The organism is Corallococcus sp. AB045, assembly GCF_003668895.1.
Lineage (GTDB): Bacteria > Myxococcota > Myxococcia > Myxococcales > Myxococcaceae > Corallococcus > Corallococcus coralloides.
This window is the reverse complement of record NZ_RAWN01000068.1, coordinates 1-15,174: the sequence shown is the minus strand read 5'-3', so window position 1 is coordinate 15,174 and position 15,174 is coordinate 1. Positions and strand designations below refer to the sequence as shown.

General features: G+C 70.1%; 15 protein-coding genes. 11 read left to right on the top strand and 4 right to left on the bottom strand.

The window, feature by feature from the left end:
• Window positions 1–265 precede the first annotated feature (265 nt).
• On the bottom strand, window positions 266–1,879 hold the full coding sequence (locus tag D7Y21_RS18150; protein ID WP_121714665.1) for an alkaline phosphatase family protein: 1,614 nt from the start codon (window positions 1,877–1,879) through the stop codon (window positions 266–268).
• A gap of 93 nt (window positions 1,880–1,972) precedes the next feature.
• Between D7Y21_RS18150 and D7Y21_RS18145 the strand changes: the two genes are divergently transcribed.
• From D7Y21_RS18145 to D7Y21_RS18130, 4 genes are all read left to right on the top strand, one after another.
• Complete coding sequence (locus D7Y21_RS18145) at window positions 1,973–2,383, top strand: thioesterase family protein (protein WP_120599800.1); 411 nt, start codon at window positions 1,973–1,975, stop codon at window positions 2,381–2,383.
• 41 nt (window positions 2,384–2,424) lie between these two features.
• The gene (gene glpX / locus D7Y21_RS18140; protein ID WP_121714663.1) at window positions 2,425–3,390 is read left to right on the top strand and encodes a class II fructose-bisphosphatase; all 966 of its coding nucleotides are present in this window, start codon (window positions 2,425–2,427) and stop codon (window positions 3,388–3,390) included.
• 47 nt (window positions 3,391–3,437) lie between these two features.
• Window positions 3,438–3,863 carry a type II toxin-antitoxin system RatA family toxin gene (locus D7Y21_RS18135; protein ID WP_014396139.1) on the top strand — a complete coding sequence of 142 codons (426 nt, stop codon included), beginning with the start codon at window positions 3,438–3,440 and terminating at the stop codon, window positions 3,861–3,863.
• A 419-nt stretch (window positions 3,864–4,282) separates the two neighbouring features.
• Window positions 4,283–4,462 carry a hypothetical protein gene (locus D7Y21_RS18130; RefSeq protein ID WP_043321424.1) on the top strand — a complete coding sequence of 60 codons (180 nt, stop codon included), beginning with the start codon at window positions 4,283–4,285 and terminating at the stop codon, window positions 4,460–4,462.
• 105 nt (window positions 4,463–4,567) lie between these two features.
• On the opposite strand, the gene D7Y21_RS18125 is transcribed toward D7Y21_RS18130, so the two are convergent.
• The gene (locus tag D7Y21_RS18125; RefSeq protein WP_120568307.1) at window positions 4,568–5,656 is read right to left on the bottom strand and encodes an ADP-ribosylglycohydrolase family protein; all 1,089 of its coding nucleotides are present in this window, start codon (window positions 5,654–5,656) and stop codon (window positions 4,568–4,570) included.
• Window positions 5,657–5,736: 80 nt separating this feature from the next.
• Here D7Y21_RS18125 and eno point away from each other — a divergent pair, with 80 nt between their 5' ends.
• The 3 genes from eno to D7Y21_RS18110 are packed head-to-tail and all read left to right on the top strand — an operon-like array spanning window position 5,737 to window position 8,758.
• A complete protein-coding gene (gene eno, locus D7Y21_RS18120; RefSeq protein ID WP_121714661.1) occupies window positions 5,737–7,035 on the top strand; it encodes a phosphopyruvate hydratase in 1,299 nt (432 codons plus the stop codon).
• A gap of 2 nt (window positions 7,036–7,037) precedes the next feature.
• Window positions 7,038–7,829, top strand: a complete 792-nt coding sequence (gene surE / locus D7Y21_RS18115; RefSeq protein ID WP_120568295.1) for a 5'/3'-nucleotidase SurE — start codon at window positions 7,038–7,040, stop codon at window positions 7,827–7,829.
• A gap of 44 nt (window positions 7,830–7,873) precedes the next feature.
• Window positions 7,874–8,758, top strand: coding sequence for a peptidoglycan DD-metalloendopeptidase family protein (locus D7Y21_RS18110; RefSeq protein WP_233592098.1), 885 nt, complete (start codon window positions 7,874–7,876; stop codon window positions 8,756–8,758).
• On the opposite strand, the gene D7Y21_RS18105 is transcribed toward D7Y21_RS18110, so the two are convergent.
• On the bottom strand, window positions 8,755–9,765 hold the full coding sequence (locus D7Y21_RS18105; RefSeq protein WP_121714659.1) for a 2-dehydropantoate 2-reductase: 1,011 nt from the start codon (window positions 9,763–9,765) through the stop codon (window positions 8,755–8,757). The two genes, D7Y21_RS18110 and D7Y21_RS18105, sit on opposite strands and share 4 nt — an antisense overlap.
• Window positions 9,762–11,282: an acyl--CoA ligase gene (locus D7Y21_RS18100; RefSeq protein ID WP_233612170.1), complete on the bottom strand. Its 1,521-nt coding sequence runs from the start codon at window positions 11,280–11,282 to the stop codon at window positions 9,762–9,764. The genes D7Y21_RS18105 and D7Y21_RS18100 overlap by 4 nt, the downstream gene beginning before the upstream one ends.
• A 139-nt stretch (window positions 11,283–11,421) precedes the next feature.
• On the opposite strand from D7Y21_RS18100, the gene D7Y21_RS18095 reads away from it, so the two are divergent.
• The 4 genes from D7Y21_RS18095 to D7Y21_RS18080 all read left to right on the top strand — a co-directional run bounded on the left by D7Y21_RS18095 (window position 11,422) and on the right by D7Y21_RS18080 (window position 15,079).
• The gene (locus D7Y21_RS18095) at window positions 11,422–12,204 is read left to right on the top strand and encodes an SDR family oxidoreductase (protein WP_120568298.1); all 783 of its coding nucleotides are present in this window, start codon (window positions 11,422–11,424) and stop codon (window positions 12,202–12,204) included.
• A gap of 63 nt (window positions 12,205–12,267) precedes the next feature.
• Window positions 12,268–13,299, top strand: coding sequence for a CsgG/HfaB family protein (locus D7Y21_RS18090; RefSeq protein WP_233592100.1), 1,032 nt, complete (start codon window positions 12,268–12,270; stop codon window positions 13,297–13,299).
• 17 nt (window positions 13,300–13,316) lie between these two features.
• A complete protein-coding gene (locus tag D7Y21_RS18085) occupies window positions 13,317–14,459 on the top strand; it encodes a lipopolysaccharide assembly protein LapB (RefSeq protein WP_120568300.1) in 1,143 nt (380 codons plus the stop codon).
• A 2-nt stretch (window positions 14,460–14,461) separates the two neighbouring features.
• On the top strand, window positions 14,462–15,079 hold the full coding sequence (locus D7Y21_RS18080) for a hypothetical protein (RefSeq protein WP_199735438.1): 618 nt from the start codon (window positions 14,462–14,464) through the stop codon (window positions 15,077–15,079).
• The last annotated feature ends 95 nt before the right edge of the window (window positions 15,080–15,174 follow it).

Below are 15,174 nucleotides of genomic sequence, written 5' to 3'. Positions count from 1 at the left end.
CTCGGGCGCCCGGGGCCGAGCCATACTCGCGTGCCATGGATGTATTGCAGAAGGCCTCGTCGAGGAAGACAAGGCGCCGCACGTCCACGACGCTCAAGAGTTCGGTCTGAATGCGCCGACGCCAGTGGGGCCGCGGCGCGACGTCTCCGGTATCTTGGCTAACCGCAGGGCTCGGGCTTGAGGCAAGGTGGCGTTCAGACGATCGCGCCCAATATTGCCAAGCGTAGAGCCCCCCCGACTCAAATGGTCGGCTCTTGCGACCCTATTATCTTCCCAACGCCTCCACGCGCGGCTTGCCCTCGGCCGACGCGGGCATCCCCATCTCCAGAATCGCGGACAGCGTGGGCGCCACGTCCACGGGGTTGATCTCCTCCAGGTACAGCCCCGGCTTCACGCCCTTGCCCGCGAACACCACCGGCACCTGCGTGTCATACGAGTACGGCGTGCCGTGGTTCGTGCCGCGCGGGTAGTCGCTGACGACCTGGAACGGCTTCGCCATGAACAGCACGTCGCCGCTGCGCACCGGGTAGTAGCCACGGCGCATCGCCGCCATGAGCCCTCCCTGGTCCGGCGCCGTGTCCAGGTCGTCCTTCGCCACCGCCCAGACGGCATAGGGCTGCTTCGCCAGCCACGCCGCCGCCGCGCGCCGCACCGCCACCGCGTCCACCTGTCCGGACTCCAGCGCCTTGCCGCCCAGGTACACGTCCAGCTCCAGCAGCTTCACCGTCACGTCCACGCCGAACTTCGCCTTCAGCTCCTGCGCCAGGCCCTTCGCCGCCTCCACCGGGTTGAGCCGCGCGGCCGGCACGCCCGCCTGCGCCCACGCCTCCGGAATCTCCGCGCCGCCGTGGTCCGCCGACAACGCGATGACCAGGTTCGCCTTGCCCCCCGCCGCGCGCTCGGCCGCGGCGATGAGCTCCCCCATCGCCACGTCCAACCGCAGCATCGTGTCCTGCATCTCCCACGAGTACGGCCCGAACGCGTGGAACACCGCGTCCGTGCCGCTGAAGCTCACCGCGAGGATGTCCGGCACGTCGTCCTTGCCCAGGCCCTCGCCCTCCAGCGCCGCCTTCGCCGCCTGCACCAGCAGGTCATGCGAGAACCCCGACACCGCGAACGCCCGGTACGACGCCGGCCCGGGCGCCTGCTGCCCGCCCTTCAACACGTGTGGGAACACACGCCCCATGCCGTAGGCCTCCGGCTCCATGGGGCGGTCGTCCTCGCCCACGTACTCGGCGCGCGGACGCAACAGCTCCCACGTCTTGCTGAACGCCGCGTCCGGCAGCTTGCGCGCGTTGAACGCCTGCATCCACGTGGGCTCCGCCTTCGCGTACCAGGTGCTCGTCACCATCCGGCCCGTCGCCTCGTCGAACCACCAGGCCTGGCCCTGGCGCCCGGCCAGCGGAATGGCCGCCCGCGACTTGTACGACAGCGCCACCACCTTGCCCCGGCCCTGCGTGGACACGCGCAGCCGGTCCGCCAGCGTCTCCGCCATCAGGTTCACCGGGCTGGTGTCCGACCCGGGAGGCGTCTCCCCATTCAGCACCGGATGCGTCGGGTCCGTGTAGACCTGCACCGCCTGTCCGGCCGCGCGGTCGTAGATGTCGTTGTCCACGATGCCGTGGCGCCAGGGGTTCGCGCCCGTGGCCAGCGTGGCGTGCCCTGGCGCCGTCCGGGCCTCCGCGTAGGCATACCGAGCGTAGGGGTAGTACGCGCCCGTGGAGAGCAGCCGGCCCAGGCCCCCCGTCAGGCGCGGACGGTTTCTCAACAGGACGTCGCTGCCCATGGCGTCCACGCTGATGAACAGCGTGAGCTTCGGGGCCTTGGCGGAGGCGGGCAGGGCGAACAGGACGAGGAGGGCGGCAATCAGGCGCGACATGGTGCGGCAGCCTCTCCGGCCGGATGAACAGAAGCAACCAACATGCGCGCCCACCGCTTGGACACGTCACCCCGCCCTGATATGGGCGCCTCAATGGTCGAGGCACGGCTGCGCGTCATCTACGGCGACACGGATCAGATGGGGGTCGTCTACTACGCGAACTACTTCCGCTACTTCGAGTTCGCCCGCAGTGAGTTCTTCCGTGCCCACGGAGGCAGCTACCGCGAACTGGAGAGCACCGGGCTGCTCCTGCCCGTGGTGGAGGCCAGCGCCCACTACAAGGCCTCCGCGCGCTACGACGACATGCTCCTCATCCGCACCACCCTGGGAGAGTTGCGCCGCGCGTCACTCGTGTTCACCTACGAGTTGCTGCGCGACGGTGACTCCCCCACGCTGCTGTGCACCGGCCGCACCATGCACGCCTGCGTGGGGCGTGACGGCAAACCCCAGCGGCTGCCCGAAGCCATCGCCCGCCTGAAGGCCGCGGACGACTCCGACACCTGACTTTTTCCCTTCCCGAATTCCCGAACGAGGAGCACCCGACAATGGATCGCAACCTGGCAATGGAGGTCGTGCGCGTCACCGAGATGGCGGCCATCGCCTCCGCCCGGCTCATGGGCCGCGGCAACAAGGACGAGTCCGACCAGGCCGCCGTGGACGCGATGCGCCGCGCCTTCGACGCGCTGAACATCGACGGCACGGTCGTCATCGGCGAGGGCGAGCGCGACGAGGCGCCCATGCTCTACATCGGTGAGAAGGTCGGCCGCCGCGACGACGGCGCCCCCGCGGTGGACATCGCCCTGGACCCGCTGGAGGGCACCAACCTGTGCGCCTACGGCCGCCCGGGCTCAATCTCCGTCGTGGCCATGTCCAGCCAGGGCGGCCTGCTCAACGCGCCCGACACGTACATGGAGAAGCTCGCCGTGGGCCCGCGCGCCAAGGGCGCCATCGACCTGACGAAGTCCCCCACGGAGAACCTGCGCGCCATCGCGGAGCGCATGAAGCTCTACGTGGAGGACCTCACGGTCATGATTCTGGACCGCGAGCGCCACGCCGACCTCATCAAGGAGGTCCGCGCCGCGGGCGCGCGCGTGCGCCTCATCGAGGACGGTGACGTGGCGGGCGCCATCGCCACCTGCTTCGAGGGCTCCGGCGTGGACGTGCTCATGGGCATTGGCGGCGCGCCGGAAGGCGTCATCGCCGCGGCCGCCATCCGCGCCACGGGCGGCGACCTGCAGGGGCGGCTGGTGCCTCGCAACCAGGGGGAAATCGACCGCGCCAGGAAGATGGGCATCACCGACATCCACAAGATCTACACCGCGGAGGAGCTGGCCCGCGGCGAGGTGATGTTCGCCGCCACGGGCGTGACGAGCGGCGACTTCCTCAAGGGCGTGCGCTTCTTCGGCGGCGGCTGTGAGACGCACTCCGTCGTCATGCGCAGCAAGACGGGCACCGTCCGCTTCATCCAGTCCAACCACAAGTTCGACAAGAAGCCGGGCTACGCGCCGTAAGCTGTCCGTCAGCCTCGTCCGTCCTTCACTCCTTCGGAGACACCGCCATGGCCGGCGCCACGCGCACCATCACCATCAACGCCCCCGTCGAGAAGGTCTTCGACATCATCACCAACTACGACCGCTACGCGGAGTTCCTCCCGGAGGTGAAGAAGGTCTCCACCTCCCAGCGCCAGGGGAACACCGTCCAGGTGCACTACGAGGTCGATGTGGTGAAGCGCATCCGCTACACCATCCGCGTCACCGAGGAGCGCCCCAAGCGCATGTCCTGGACCTTCGTCGAGGGCGAGGTGATGAAGGACAACAAGGGCAGCTGGACGCTGGAGCCCGAGGGCGAGGGCAAGACGCGCGCGACCTACAACGTGGAGATGGCCCTGGGCGCCCTCATCCCCAAGGCCATCATCAACACCCTGACGGAAACCCAGCTCCCCAAGATGCTGGAGGCCTTCAAGCGCCGCGCGGAAGCCCCCTGACGGCTTTCGTCGACGGCTTTCGTCACCACTGACGACCCGCGTCAGTTTTCCGCCCGCCTGCCTGTCATCCCACACGGCCCATGCCGTGCACGGGAGCAGGGGGGCGGGCGGGCCCTTTTCGGCTGGAGCCGTGCCACGCGAGCGGAGGGGGGCCACCTGAAATGAGTCGTGTTGCGGCGCGCGGCGAACGCATTAGGATCAGGCGAATTTTGAACGTCCACGGACACTTCCCTGACATCCGTGGCACGGTTGCTGTGTCCCGGATGTCGGGAGGTGGACGAGCAGCCATGCGGAATCAGGGTGCCATCCCCAGAAAGAAACCGGGGTTCTTAATTTGCATCAAAGAGATGTGGAAGTGGTAAGGGGGCGGGACGGCGGGCGTACATCGGGGTACGTAGGCTGAGGGAGAAACCGAACCCATGCTCGACGCTTTCATCATTGAAGAAATCAAGCGCCGCGAGCGGCTCCGCCGCGAGGATTACGAGCGGCCGGTGGTGGAGCTCCCACTGCCTGCACCCGATGACCGTCCCCACCGGAGGACGGACACCGAGGAAGAGAAGCCGTCACGAGGCGTCGTCGTCATCGACCTGCTCGGTTGATGACCCATCCCACCCGTGGCCCCTGCGCCACGGCGTGTCCCGGAGCCCGCGGCCGGGCTGTCCCTCAACGGACAGCCCCCGCGGGCTTCGCACTTGCGGGCCTCCTCACCCCGGCGCCAGCAGCAGCAGGTGCCGGGGGTGGTACACCTCCCACAGCACCGTTCCCTTCTGGAGGGGGTTGTAGGGCTGGAGGGCCAGGAGGACCTTCTGGCGCCATTCCTCTGGCAGCGCGCCCTCGCCGTGGAAGGCGCCCACCAGCGCCCCGGTGACGGAGCCGTGGACCTCCGTGTCGCCGCCCCGGTGGACGACGTCCAGGAGCGCCGCCTCTGCGGTGGGGACGTGGAGCAGCTCCCAGAAGGCCAGCCGGAACGCTGCACGCACCGCGTTATTGCCGGGCCGGTGCATGTGCAGCTCTGGGCCATAGAGCTGCGGGTCGTCCTGGGCCGCCAGGGCCAGGTCCTCACGCAGGAGCTTCGCGGCGAAGGCCACCTCCTGGACGTAGTCCTTCTCCAGCTTTCCCAGGGCGGCGGCCGCCAGGGAGATGCCCACCTCCGCGGCGGGCAGCAGGTCCGCGGCCTTCAGGTTCGGTCCGCCCGTCACCGCCTTGGCGATGGCGGCGCACAGCCCCGCGCCCGCCAGCTGGCTGCGTGGGTCGAAGTGGGTGAGGGCTGTGTCCTCCAGCGCCGCCTTCGCCAGGGCGAAGGAGTCCCTCGCCAGGTGCACGCCCAGGGGCACCACGCGCGGGAGGGCGCCCGCGGGGGCCAGCCGCCGGAGGTTCTTCTGCCACACGCGCTTGCCGGCGTCCTTCAGCTGGGGCGGGAGGCTCGCGTCACACTCCTGGAACAGCTCCTTCATGGGCCCGCTGACGGAGATGGCGTGCGACTGCCAGGCCCGGTAGCGCTTGAGGGCGTCCCCCGCGTCGTAGCGCTTCATGTCCCGCAGGCTCAGGGCCAGCGCCACCGCGAGCTGGGTGGGCTCCGTCACCTGCCCCTTGCGCAGGTCGTGCGGGCCGCCTCCGTGCATGCCCTGGTACGGCCCCTCGGCGAGCTGGGGGAAGGCTGGCGCGTAGAAGGGCCTGCCCGCGGTGGGGACGGCCAGGGCGTTGCCGATGGCGAGGCCCAGGAGGGCGCCCCGGGCGCGCTGGCCGGGCAGTGGGTCGGGGCCCGTGACGCGGCGCTTGGGAGGAGGAGGCATTCGGCGGCTGGACACTGTAGCAGGCGGCCAGTGCGAGCGTGCTTGCCCGTTCCGCCCGTGCTTCGTAGAACCGGCGCCCTATGACCGAGATCGCTCAAATCCTGGCGCGTGAAGTGCTCGATTCCCGTGGCAATCCGACCGTGGAGGCCGAAGTGCTGCTCGTGGGCGGCTCGCGTGGCCGCGCGACGGTGCCCTCTGGCGCCTCCACCGGCGAGCACGAGGCGCACGAGCTGCGTGACGGCGACAAGGGCCGCTACCTGGGCAAGGGCGTGAAGAAGGCCGTGGACCACGTGCGCGACACCATCGGGCCGGCGCTCATCGGCATGGACGCCGTGGACCAGGTGGCCGTGGACCAGCGGATGATCGAGCTGGACGGCACGTCCACCAAGTCCAAGCTGGGCGCCAACTCCATCCTCGCCGTCTCCATGGCCACCGCGCGCGCCGCCGCTGACGCGCACGGCCTGCCGCTGTACCGCTACGTGGGCGGTCTGCAGGCGCGCACGCTGCCCGTGCCGCTGATGAACATCCTCAACGGCGGCGCGCACGCGGACACCCGCGTGGACGTGCAGGAGTTCATGGTGGTGCCCGCCGGCGCGACGACGTTCGCGGAGGGCCTGCGCTGGGGCGCGGAGGTGTTCCACGCGCTCAAGAAGATTCTGAAGGCCCGCAAGCTGGCCACGGGCGTGGGCGACGAGGGCGGCTACGCCCCGGACCTGCCGGCCAACGAAGAGGCGCTCAAGCTCATCATGGAGGCCATCGACGCCGCGGGCTTCAAGGCGGGCGAGCAGCTGTTCCTGGCGCTGGACGTGGCCGCGAGCGAGTTCTTCGACAAGGGCTCCAAGAAGTACAAGCTCAAGGGCGAGGGCAAGGAGTACGACTCGCAGGGCCTGCTGGAGTACTACCGGGGCCTGTCCCAGAAGTACCCCATCATCTCCATCGAAGACGGCATGGCGGAGGATGACTGGGAGGGCTGGAAGAAGCTCACCGACGCGCTGGGTGACAAGGTGCAGCTGGTGGGTGACGACCTCTTCGTCACCAACGTGGAGCGGCTGTCCAGGGGCATCGAGACGGGCACGGCGAACTCCATCCTGGTGAAGGTGAACCAGATTGGTTCGCTCACGGAGACGTTCGACGCGGTGCGCATGGCGCACAAGGCGGGCATGACGTCCATCATGAGCCACCGCTCCGGCGAGTCCGAGGACACCACCATCGCGGACCTGGCGGTGGCGCTGGACTGCGGGCAGATCAAGACGGGCTCGGCGTCGCGCTCCGACCGCGTGGCCAAGTACAACCAGCTCCTGCGCATCGAAGAGGAGCTGGGCGCCGGTGCGCGGTACGCGGGCCGCACCGCCTTCCGCTCGCTCGCGAAGAAGCAGTGACCGTGAGCACTTCGCGCCCCCGCATCCTCGTCTCCAACGACGACGGCTACTTCTCCGAAGGGCTGCAGACGTTGGTGGAGGCGGTGAGCCCCCTGGGCGAGGTGTGGGTGGTGGCGCCTGACCGTGAGCAGAGCGCCGCCTCCCATGCCATCAGCCTGCACCGGCCGCTGCGCATCAAGGAGGTGCGCGAGCGGTGGTTCGCCGTGGACGGCACCCCCACGGATTGCTCGTATCTGGCGGTGAACCACTTGCTGAAGGACAATCGTCCCCAGCTCATGGTCTCCGGCATCAATCACGGCGCGAACCTAGCGGACGACATCATGTACTCCGGGACGGTGGCGGCGGCCATGGAGGCCGCGTTCCTGGGCGTCCCGGCCATCGCGTTCAGCCTGGTGACGCGGGGGCCGTTCGACTTCGGGCCGGCGGGCCGCTTCGCGCGGGCGCTGGTGACGGAGGCGCTGTCGCGGCCCCTGCCGCCCCGGATGCTCCTCAACGTGAACATCCCTGGCGGCGTGGAGCCGGACGGCTACGTCATCACCAAGCAGGGGCGTCACTCCTACGGCAGCAACGTCGTGGAGAAGGAGGACCCGCGCGGCCGCAAGTACTACTGGATTGGCGGCACGGAGTACGCGCACGACGACATCCCGGGCAGCGACTGCAACACCGTCATCGATGAGAAGCGCGTGTCGGTGACGCCGCTGCACTTCGAGATGACCGACCACGGTCGCATCCCCGAGCTCTCGGGGTGGAACCTGCAGGGCTTCAAGCGGCACGGTTCGGGCGGCGGTGCCTGAGGTTGGGGCCGGGCGGCTCCAGCCGAGCGGGCAGGGCGCTCTGGGTGTTGCTCGCGGCCGCGCTGTTCAGCGGCTGCGTGGGCACCCAGGCCGCTTCCTCCTCCCAGCTGGACACGGCCGGCGTGCGGCCCGAGTCGACGAGCAACGGCAAGCCGCTGTCCTTCGCGCTGAGGCCCACGCACGAGGAGCCGGAGCTGGTGGCGGTGCGCCACCGCGTGGCGGCGGGCGAGACGATGTACCGCATCGCCAAGACGTACGGCATCACGGTGGACGAGCTGGCCCAGGCCAACGGCATCAAGGATCCGCGCGAGCTGGCGGTGGGCAAGGAGTTGCTGATTCCGGGCAGCGAGCCTCCGAAGTACGGCGACCCCGGGCCGCTGTCCGACGAGGAGCCGGAGCTGGTGCTCTCCAAGCCGGGGCAGGCGCCGGTGTCCACGCCGCGCCGCTCGGTGCCGGCGGTGTCGCGCCGCGAGGATCCGCCGCGTGCGCGCGTGGTGTCGGGGCGTCCGGGCGCGCCGTCGCGTCCGAGGCTCGCGACGCAGGGGATGCTCGACTGGCCGTTGAGGGGCGTGCTGTATGGCCGCTTCGGCAAGAAGGGCAAGGAGCCGCACGACGGCATCGACCTGGCGGCGCCCGCGGGCACGCCCATCAAGACGGCGCAGGAGGGCACGGTCCTCTACGCGGGCGAGCAGAAGGGCTACGGCCTCATCGTCATCGTGGAGCACGCGTCGCCGCTGATCACGCTCTACGCGCACAACCGCGACCTGCGCGTGAAGACGGGGCAGAAGGTCCGGCGCGGGCAGGTCATCGCCACGGTGGGTGAGTCCGGCCGCACGTCCGGCCCGCACGTGCACTTTGAAGTGCGCGTGGACGGCAAGCCGGCGGATCCGCTGGAGTACCTGGGCGTGATGCCGTCCGCGTCCGATTAGGTTGCCTCGGGAGCGGGTGGTGTCGCGCGGGGAGGGTAGCCTCCGGCGTGGCGGGCGCGCTCGCGCACCAGGGCGAGGATGTTCTCGCAGGTGGGCATGGGCTTGCCGGTGAGCTGGCCCAGCTCCACGACGGCGCCCAGCAGCGCGTCGATCTCCATGGGCCGCCCGCGCTCCAGGTCCTGGAGCATGGACGTCTTGTGCGCGCCGACCTGGGCCGCGCCCTGGATGCGCTGATCCACGTCGATGAGGAAGCGGGTGCCCAGCGTTTCCGCCACGGCCTGGGCCTCCAGCATCATCGTGCGGGCCACGGCGCGCAGGTCCGGCTGGCGGGCGAGGACGTCGAGCGTCGCGCCGGTGAGCACGGACAGCGGGTTGAAGGCGAGGTTGCCCCAGAGCTTCACCCAGATTTCATCGCGGATGCGGGGGCGCACGGGCGACTTGAGGCCGGCCTTCATCATGAGCTGCGACAGGGCCTGCACGCGCGGGCTCTTGCTGCCGTCGGGTTCGCCCAGCGTCACGCGGTCGTTGTACGTGTGCACGATGACGCCGGGAGAGACGACCTCCGCGGCCGGGTACACCACGGTGGCGATGACGCGCTCGGGAGGCAGGGTGCGCAGGATCACGCCGCCGGGATCCACGCTCTCGACGTGGCGGCCCGCGTACGGGCCTTCGAGCCCGTGGAAGTACCAGTAGGGCACGCCGTTGATGCCGGTGACGAGCGCCGTCTCCGGGCCCAGCAGCCGGGCGATTTGAGGCGCCGCGGCGGGCAGGGCGTGGGCCTTGAGCGTGAGGAAGACGTAGTCCTGCGGGCCCGCGTCGTCGGGCGACTCCGTGCAATGCGGACGCACGGTGACCGTCTCGCCGCCGCTGGTGAGCGTGACGCCGTGGGCGCGCATCGCGTCCAGGTGGGCGCCTCGCGCGATGAAGGTGACGTCCGCGCCGGCCTGGAGCAGCTTGACGCCCAGGAAGCCGCCGATGGCGCCCGCGCCGAAGATGGCGATCCTCATGACGTGAGCCCCAGCCGCTGCGCGAGCCCGATGCGCTGCACCTTGCCAGTGGGGCCCTTGGGCAGCTCCGTGAGGAAGACGATGCGGCGGGGCACCTTGAAGTCCGCCACGCGTGAGGCCACGAAGTCGCGCAGCTCGCGCTCGGTGGGCGCGTGGCCCTCACGAAGGACGACGGCGGCGGCCACGTCCTCACCGAGCTTGGGGTGGGGCAGGGCGAACGTCACGGCCTGCTGCACGGCGGGATGATCCAGCAGCACGGTGTCCACCTCCAGCGGGCTCACCTTCTCCCCGCCGCGATTGATCAGCTCCTTCAGCCGTCCGGTGAGTCGCAGGTAGCCCTGCGCGTCGAGCGTCCCCTGGTCGCCCGTGCGGAACCATCCGTGGGTGAAGGCGCGCGCGTTGGCTTCGGGGTTGTTCACATAGCCGGACATGACGTTGGGACCGCGGATGACCACTTCGCCAGTCGCGCCCGAGGGCAGCAGCGTGCCCGCGTCGTCCATGATGGCGACCTCCGGCCCGGCGGCGAGCCCTACTGAGCCCGCGTACCGGGGACGCGGCGGCAGCGGGTTGGAGGCCATCTGGTGCGCGGCCTCCGTCATGCCGTAGCTCTCGATGACGGGCACGCTGAAGACGCGCTCCAGTTCCTCCATCACCTGCGGCGGCAGCGACGCGGAGGAGGACCGGATGAAGCGCAGGTGGTGGTCCTTCAGGCTGTCCGCGTTGCGGTGGGCGCGCTCCAGCAGCGCCTGATGCATGGTGGGCACGGCCGTGTACCAGGTGGGGCGGACCTCCTCGAACCAGGAGAAGAAGCGCAGGGCGTTGAAGCCGGGCGTGCACACCACGCGGCCTCCGGCGCCCAGGCTGGACAGCACCGCCGCCACGAGCCCGTGGATGTGGAACAGCGGCATGATGTTGAGGCACGCATCCGTGGGCCCCAGGCCCAGCTGCGCGCCGATGTGCCGCGCGGAGGCGCGGAGGTTCGCGTGTGTCAGTGGCACCTGCTTGGGCCGCGCGGTCGTGCCCGACGTGTGCAGCACCAGCGCGACGTCGTCCGCGCTGGCGGGGCCGGTGCGATGCGCCGTGCCCGAGAAGGGCTGCCCGGCCACGAGCGTGAAGTGCCCCGCGAGCCCCTCCTGCGTCGGACGCAGTTCGATGAGCGGGAGGTCGCGTGCGCGCGCGACCTCGCGGGCCGGTCCCTCCGCTCCTTCGAGCACGATGAGGGCACGGGCCTTGAGGTCGTCCAGGTAGAACGTGAGCTCATCCGCGCGGTAGGCGGGATTGAGCGGCGCGGTCGTCGCGGCGCTGGCCACGGCGAGGAAGGCCGCCGCCATCTCCGGCCCGTTGGGGAGCACCAGCGCGACGCGGTCTCCCTGCCCCAGGCCCCACGCATTCAATTGCTCGCGGACCTTCGCGGTGAGGTCCCGCAGCGCGCCGTACGTCATGCCCTGCCTGCCGGGCGCACCGAGCGCTACGTCCTCCGTCCGTCCGCGTGCGAGCAGCGCTTCGAGGGTGTCCATCCGCTCCATGCCGGGCTCCACGTCCTCGGGGTCCTCTTCCGAATATGGCCGTGGATCCCCAGGGGCAACCGCTTTGTGCGCGGGCCCGGGCCTTCTGCTCGCGTAGTGCTGCTATATCGGCGCGCCGGGAGGCATCACCATGTCGCGGAAAGTGGCGCTCATCACCGGCGCGTCAGCAGGGCTCGGAGTGCAGTTCGCGGAGCAGTTCGCGAAGGACGGGCACGACGTCATCCTCGTCGCGCGCGGCGTGGCGAAGCTGGAGGAACTGGCCCGCAGACTGGAGCAGGCGCACGGTGTGAAGGCGCACGTGCTGCCTGCGGACCTGGGACAGCCCTCCGCGCCAGAGCAGCTCTTCGCGCGCGTGCAGGAGCTGGGGCTCGCGGTGGACTTCCTTGTGAACAACGCGGGGTTCGGTTCCTCCGGGCCGTTCCTGGAGCAGGACCTGGGGCGCGAGGCGGAGATGGTGGAGGTCAACTGCGCCGCGCTGCTCAAGCTCACGCACCTGTTCGCGCGGCCCATGCGCGAGCGCAAGCAGGGGCGCATCCTCAACATCGCGTCCACCGCGGGCTTCCTGCCGGGGCCGTACATGGCCACGTACTACGCGACGAAGGCGTTCGTGCTGTCGTTCACGGAGGCGCTCGCGGTCGAGCTGGAGGGCACGGGCGTGACGGTGACCTGCCACTGCCCGGGCGCCACGAAGACGGAGTTCGCCGGGCGCGCCGGCAACGCGGAGTCTCGCCTGTTCAATCGGCCGGGCGTGGCGGAGGCGCCCGAGGTCGCGGGCCATGCCTACGCGGCGATGATGAAGGGGCGGGTGGTCTCCATCCACGGCGTGCTCAACTGGCTGGCGGCCTTCTCGGTGCGGGTCAGCCCGCGCGTCGTGGTGCGTTCCCTGGCGGCGAAGCTCAACCATCAGGGGTGAGCGGGCAGGGAAGCGGCCACGGAAGGCCTGGGCGCGGGCCGGGAGGAGGGTAGAGTGTCGGCCGTGTCCCGCCTCCCCCGGCTCTTCATCTCGTGCCTCGTAGCGCTGTCGTCGCCTGTCTTCGCCCAGGAGGGGGCGGCCGTCGCCGAGCCGCTCACGGTGGCGGTGCTGCCTCTGGCCGCCAACGCGGCGGGGAGGGATGCCGCGCAGGGCATCACGTTGCTCATCTCGGGCCGGCTCGCGGAGTCGCCCCGGCTGCGCGTGCTGTCCCAGCGGGACCTCCAGCAGCGGGTCGGCGCTGAGCGCCAGCAGGAGCTGGTGGGCAGCGCCCCTTGTGAGAAGGGCGAGTGCGTCCAGGAGCTGTCCTCGCTGACGGGCGCGCGCTACGTCCTCACGGGCCGGTTGGATCGCTTCGGGGGGCAGTACCTCCTCGACGCGAGCCTCGTGGACACGCGGGATGGCCGCACGCTCGCGCGGCCACGCACGGAGGCCTCCGAGGACGGCGAGCTCCTGCGCGCGGTCGTCGCCGTGTCCGACGAGTTGAGCATCGCGCTGGAGTCGCCCGGTGAGGTCGTTCCGGCCCGGCCGCTCCTGGGCGGCGCGGTCGCGTCGTCGCCGGGGGGCGGGCTGACGCTGGGGCTGCGCTTCAACAACAGCTTCATCGACAAGCTGTCGTCCTTGAATCCGGGCCTGGACCTGGAGATGGGCTACTGGTTCCACCCGGAATGGCAGGGCTTCGTGCAGGTCGGCTTCACCTGGGTGCATGCCGGCGGCGACGAAGAGGGCGAGCTCAACGTGCTGCCCAGCATCGTGGGGGCGCGGCACTATCACCGCCTGGAGAAGGACCTGCGGCCGTACTGGGGCTTCGGCCTGGGCGTGCAGTTGTCGTTCGGCGACTACGGCATCTTCCAGAGTACGGGCCCGCTGCCGTCCGTCGTGGGATTCGTGGGGTTGGAGTACCTGCTGGCGGGCCACGTGGGCTTCCAGCTGGAGCTGGGAACGAACATCGCGCAGGCGGTGCTGGGGCTCGCGGACGACGGCGCGGGCGACGGCCTCAACTTCGATGTCAACGCCGGCATCGCGTATCACTTCTGAGTCTTCCGGAGCCTCTCATGTCCTCGCGTCTGCGTGCCCTGCCGCTCATTGCCCTGCTGGCCTCCGGGGCCTGCACCGAAACGCCGAAGCTCGATCCGAAGGACCAGGCGGAAGGGCTCTACCTCCAGGGCAACTCCGAGTACCTCAAGGGCAACTTCGACGCCGCGCTCAAGTCCTTCGACGAGATGAAGACGCTGGCGCCCGCGGATCCGCGCCTGCCCGCCGCGAGGGGTGAGGTGCTCCTGTCGATGAGCCGGCTGGAGGAGGCCGCGAAGGAGTTCGAGGTGGCGCTGCGGTTGGATGCGAAGCGCTCCACCAACTGGAGCCGGCTGGGGTTCATCCAGGCGCAGCTGGGCAAGAAGGACGAAGCGCGGCAGTCGCTGCAGAAGGCGCTGGCGCTGCATCCGAAGGACTTCAACGCGCTGGAGCAGCTGGGAGAGCTGGCCGAGGAGCGAGGCGACCACGACGAGGCGGTGCGCGACTTCACGCAGGCGGCCGAGGCCGCTCCGGACGCGTCGAAGGCCGACCTGCTGGTGCGGGCGGTGGACGTGCTGACGAAGCAGGGGCGGCAGGACGAGGTGCTCGGGCTGTTGCGCAAGGTGACGGGGCAGGGCGTGCGCACGCCGGAGGTGCTGACGGCGCTGGGAGACGCGGAGGTGCGCGCGGGCCGGTTGCCGGAGGCGGCGGCGGCGTACGACGAGGCCGCGAAGAAGTCGCCGAAGGATCCAACGCTGTGGGAGCTGGTGGCGGAGATCCAGCTCAAGCTGGGCAAGCGTGAAGAGGCGCTGAAGGCCTACGGCGAATCGCTGAAGGTGAAGGACCGCGCCATCGTGCACGTGGCGCTCGCGAGAGCGCACCTGGCGACGGACGACCGCGTGGCGGCGGAAGGGGAGCTGCAGAAGGCCCTGGAGACGGTGTCGGGCGCGGACGTGGGGGAGATGCAGGAGCTGGCGGACCTGCTCACGGTGATGGGGCGCAAGCAGGACGCCCTGCGCATCCTGACGAGCCTGGGCTCGGAGCCGGGGCATGCGAAGGACATGGAGCTGCAGTTGTCCACCGCGAGGCTCGCGCGTGACTTGAAGGACACGGCCACCGTGCAGGCCGCGTGCGCCCGCGTGGCCGCGGCGGCGACGGATGGTGGCGTGGTGAAGTGCCCGTAGGCTTGCGTCGTGGGTGGCAGTGCCTGCTGTTGCTGGTCCTCCTGACGGGCTGCGCGTCCGTCCGGGTCGTGCGTCTGGACACGGGGCGCGCGGACCCGGTCGTCGTGACGCCCCGGGAGGAGGAGGCTCCGCTGGAGGACGCGGAGCTGACGCAGGGCGAGTTCAAGAGGGCTGTTGCGGAGCTCGCGCGGGAGGTCCGTCCGTTCGCGCATCCGCTGCGGGATGCGCGGGCGTTGTTCGGCATGCCCGAACGCAGTGGCGTGTTCGGGTACGAGGCACGCACGCATCGGATCCGCCCTCTGGGAGAGGCGGAAGCGCGGGAACTGCACCTGCTGGACGATGCGTCGGCGGAGCTGACGCGCGCCTATGGGCGGTGGTGCGAGCGAAAGAAGCAGGGGCGGGACTGCCTTTCGTTGTTGGAGGAGGGGCCGCTGCTTGGAAGTGACGGGCGGTATGCGCTGGCCCTGGCGTTGGCGATGGACTCGGTGTGGGAGGAGACGGCGGAGGCACTGCGGGGTGTGGTGAATCCGCAGGCGGTCCTGGCCACCGTGACAGCCTCGGTCACGGTGTACCTGCTGTTGTGGTCATTGCCGGAACTGTCATCAAAACACCTGTGTTAGCGGGAGTGGCTGCGACGACGATGATGTTGCCTCGTCCTTTGGCGGCTCGCTCCATGTGTAAGAGCGGCTTTGATGCGGCGCTCGATGGCGGGGGT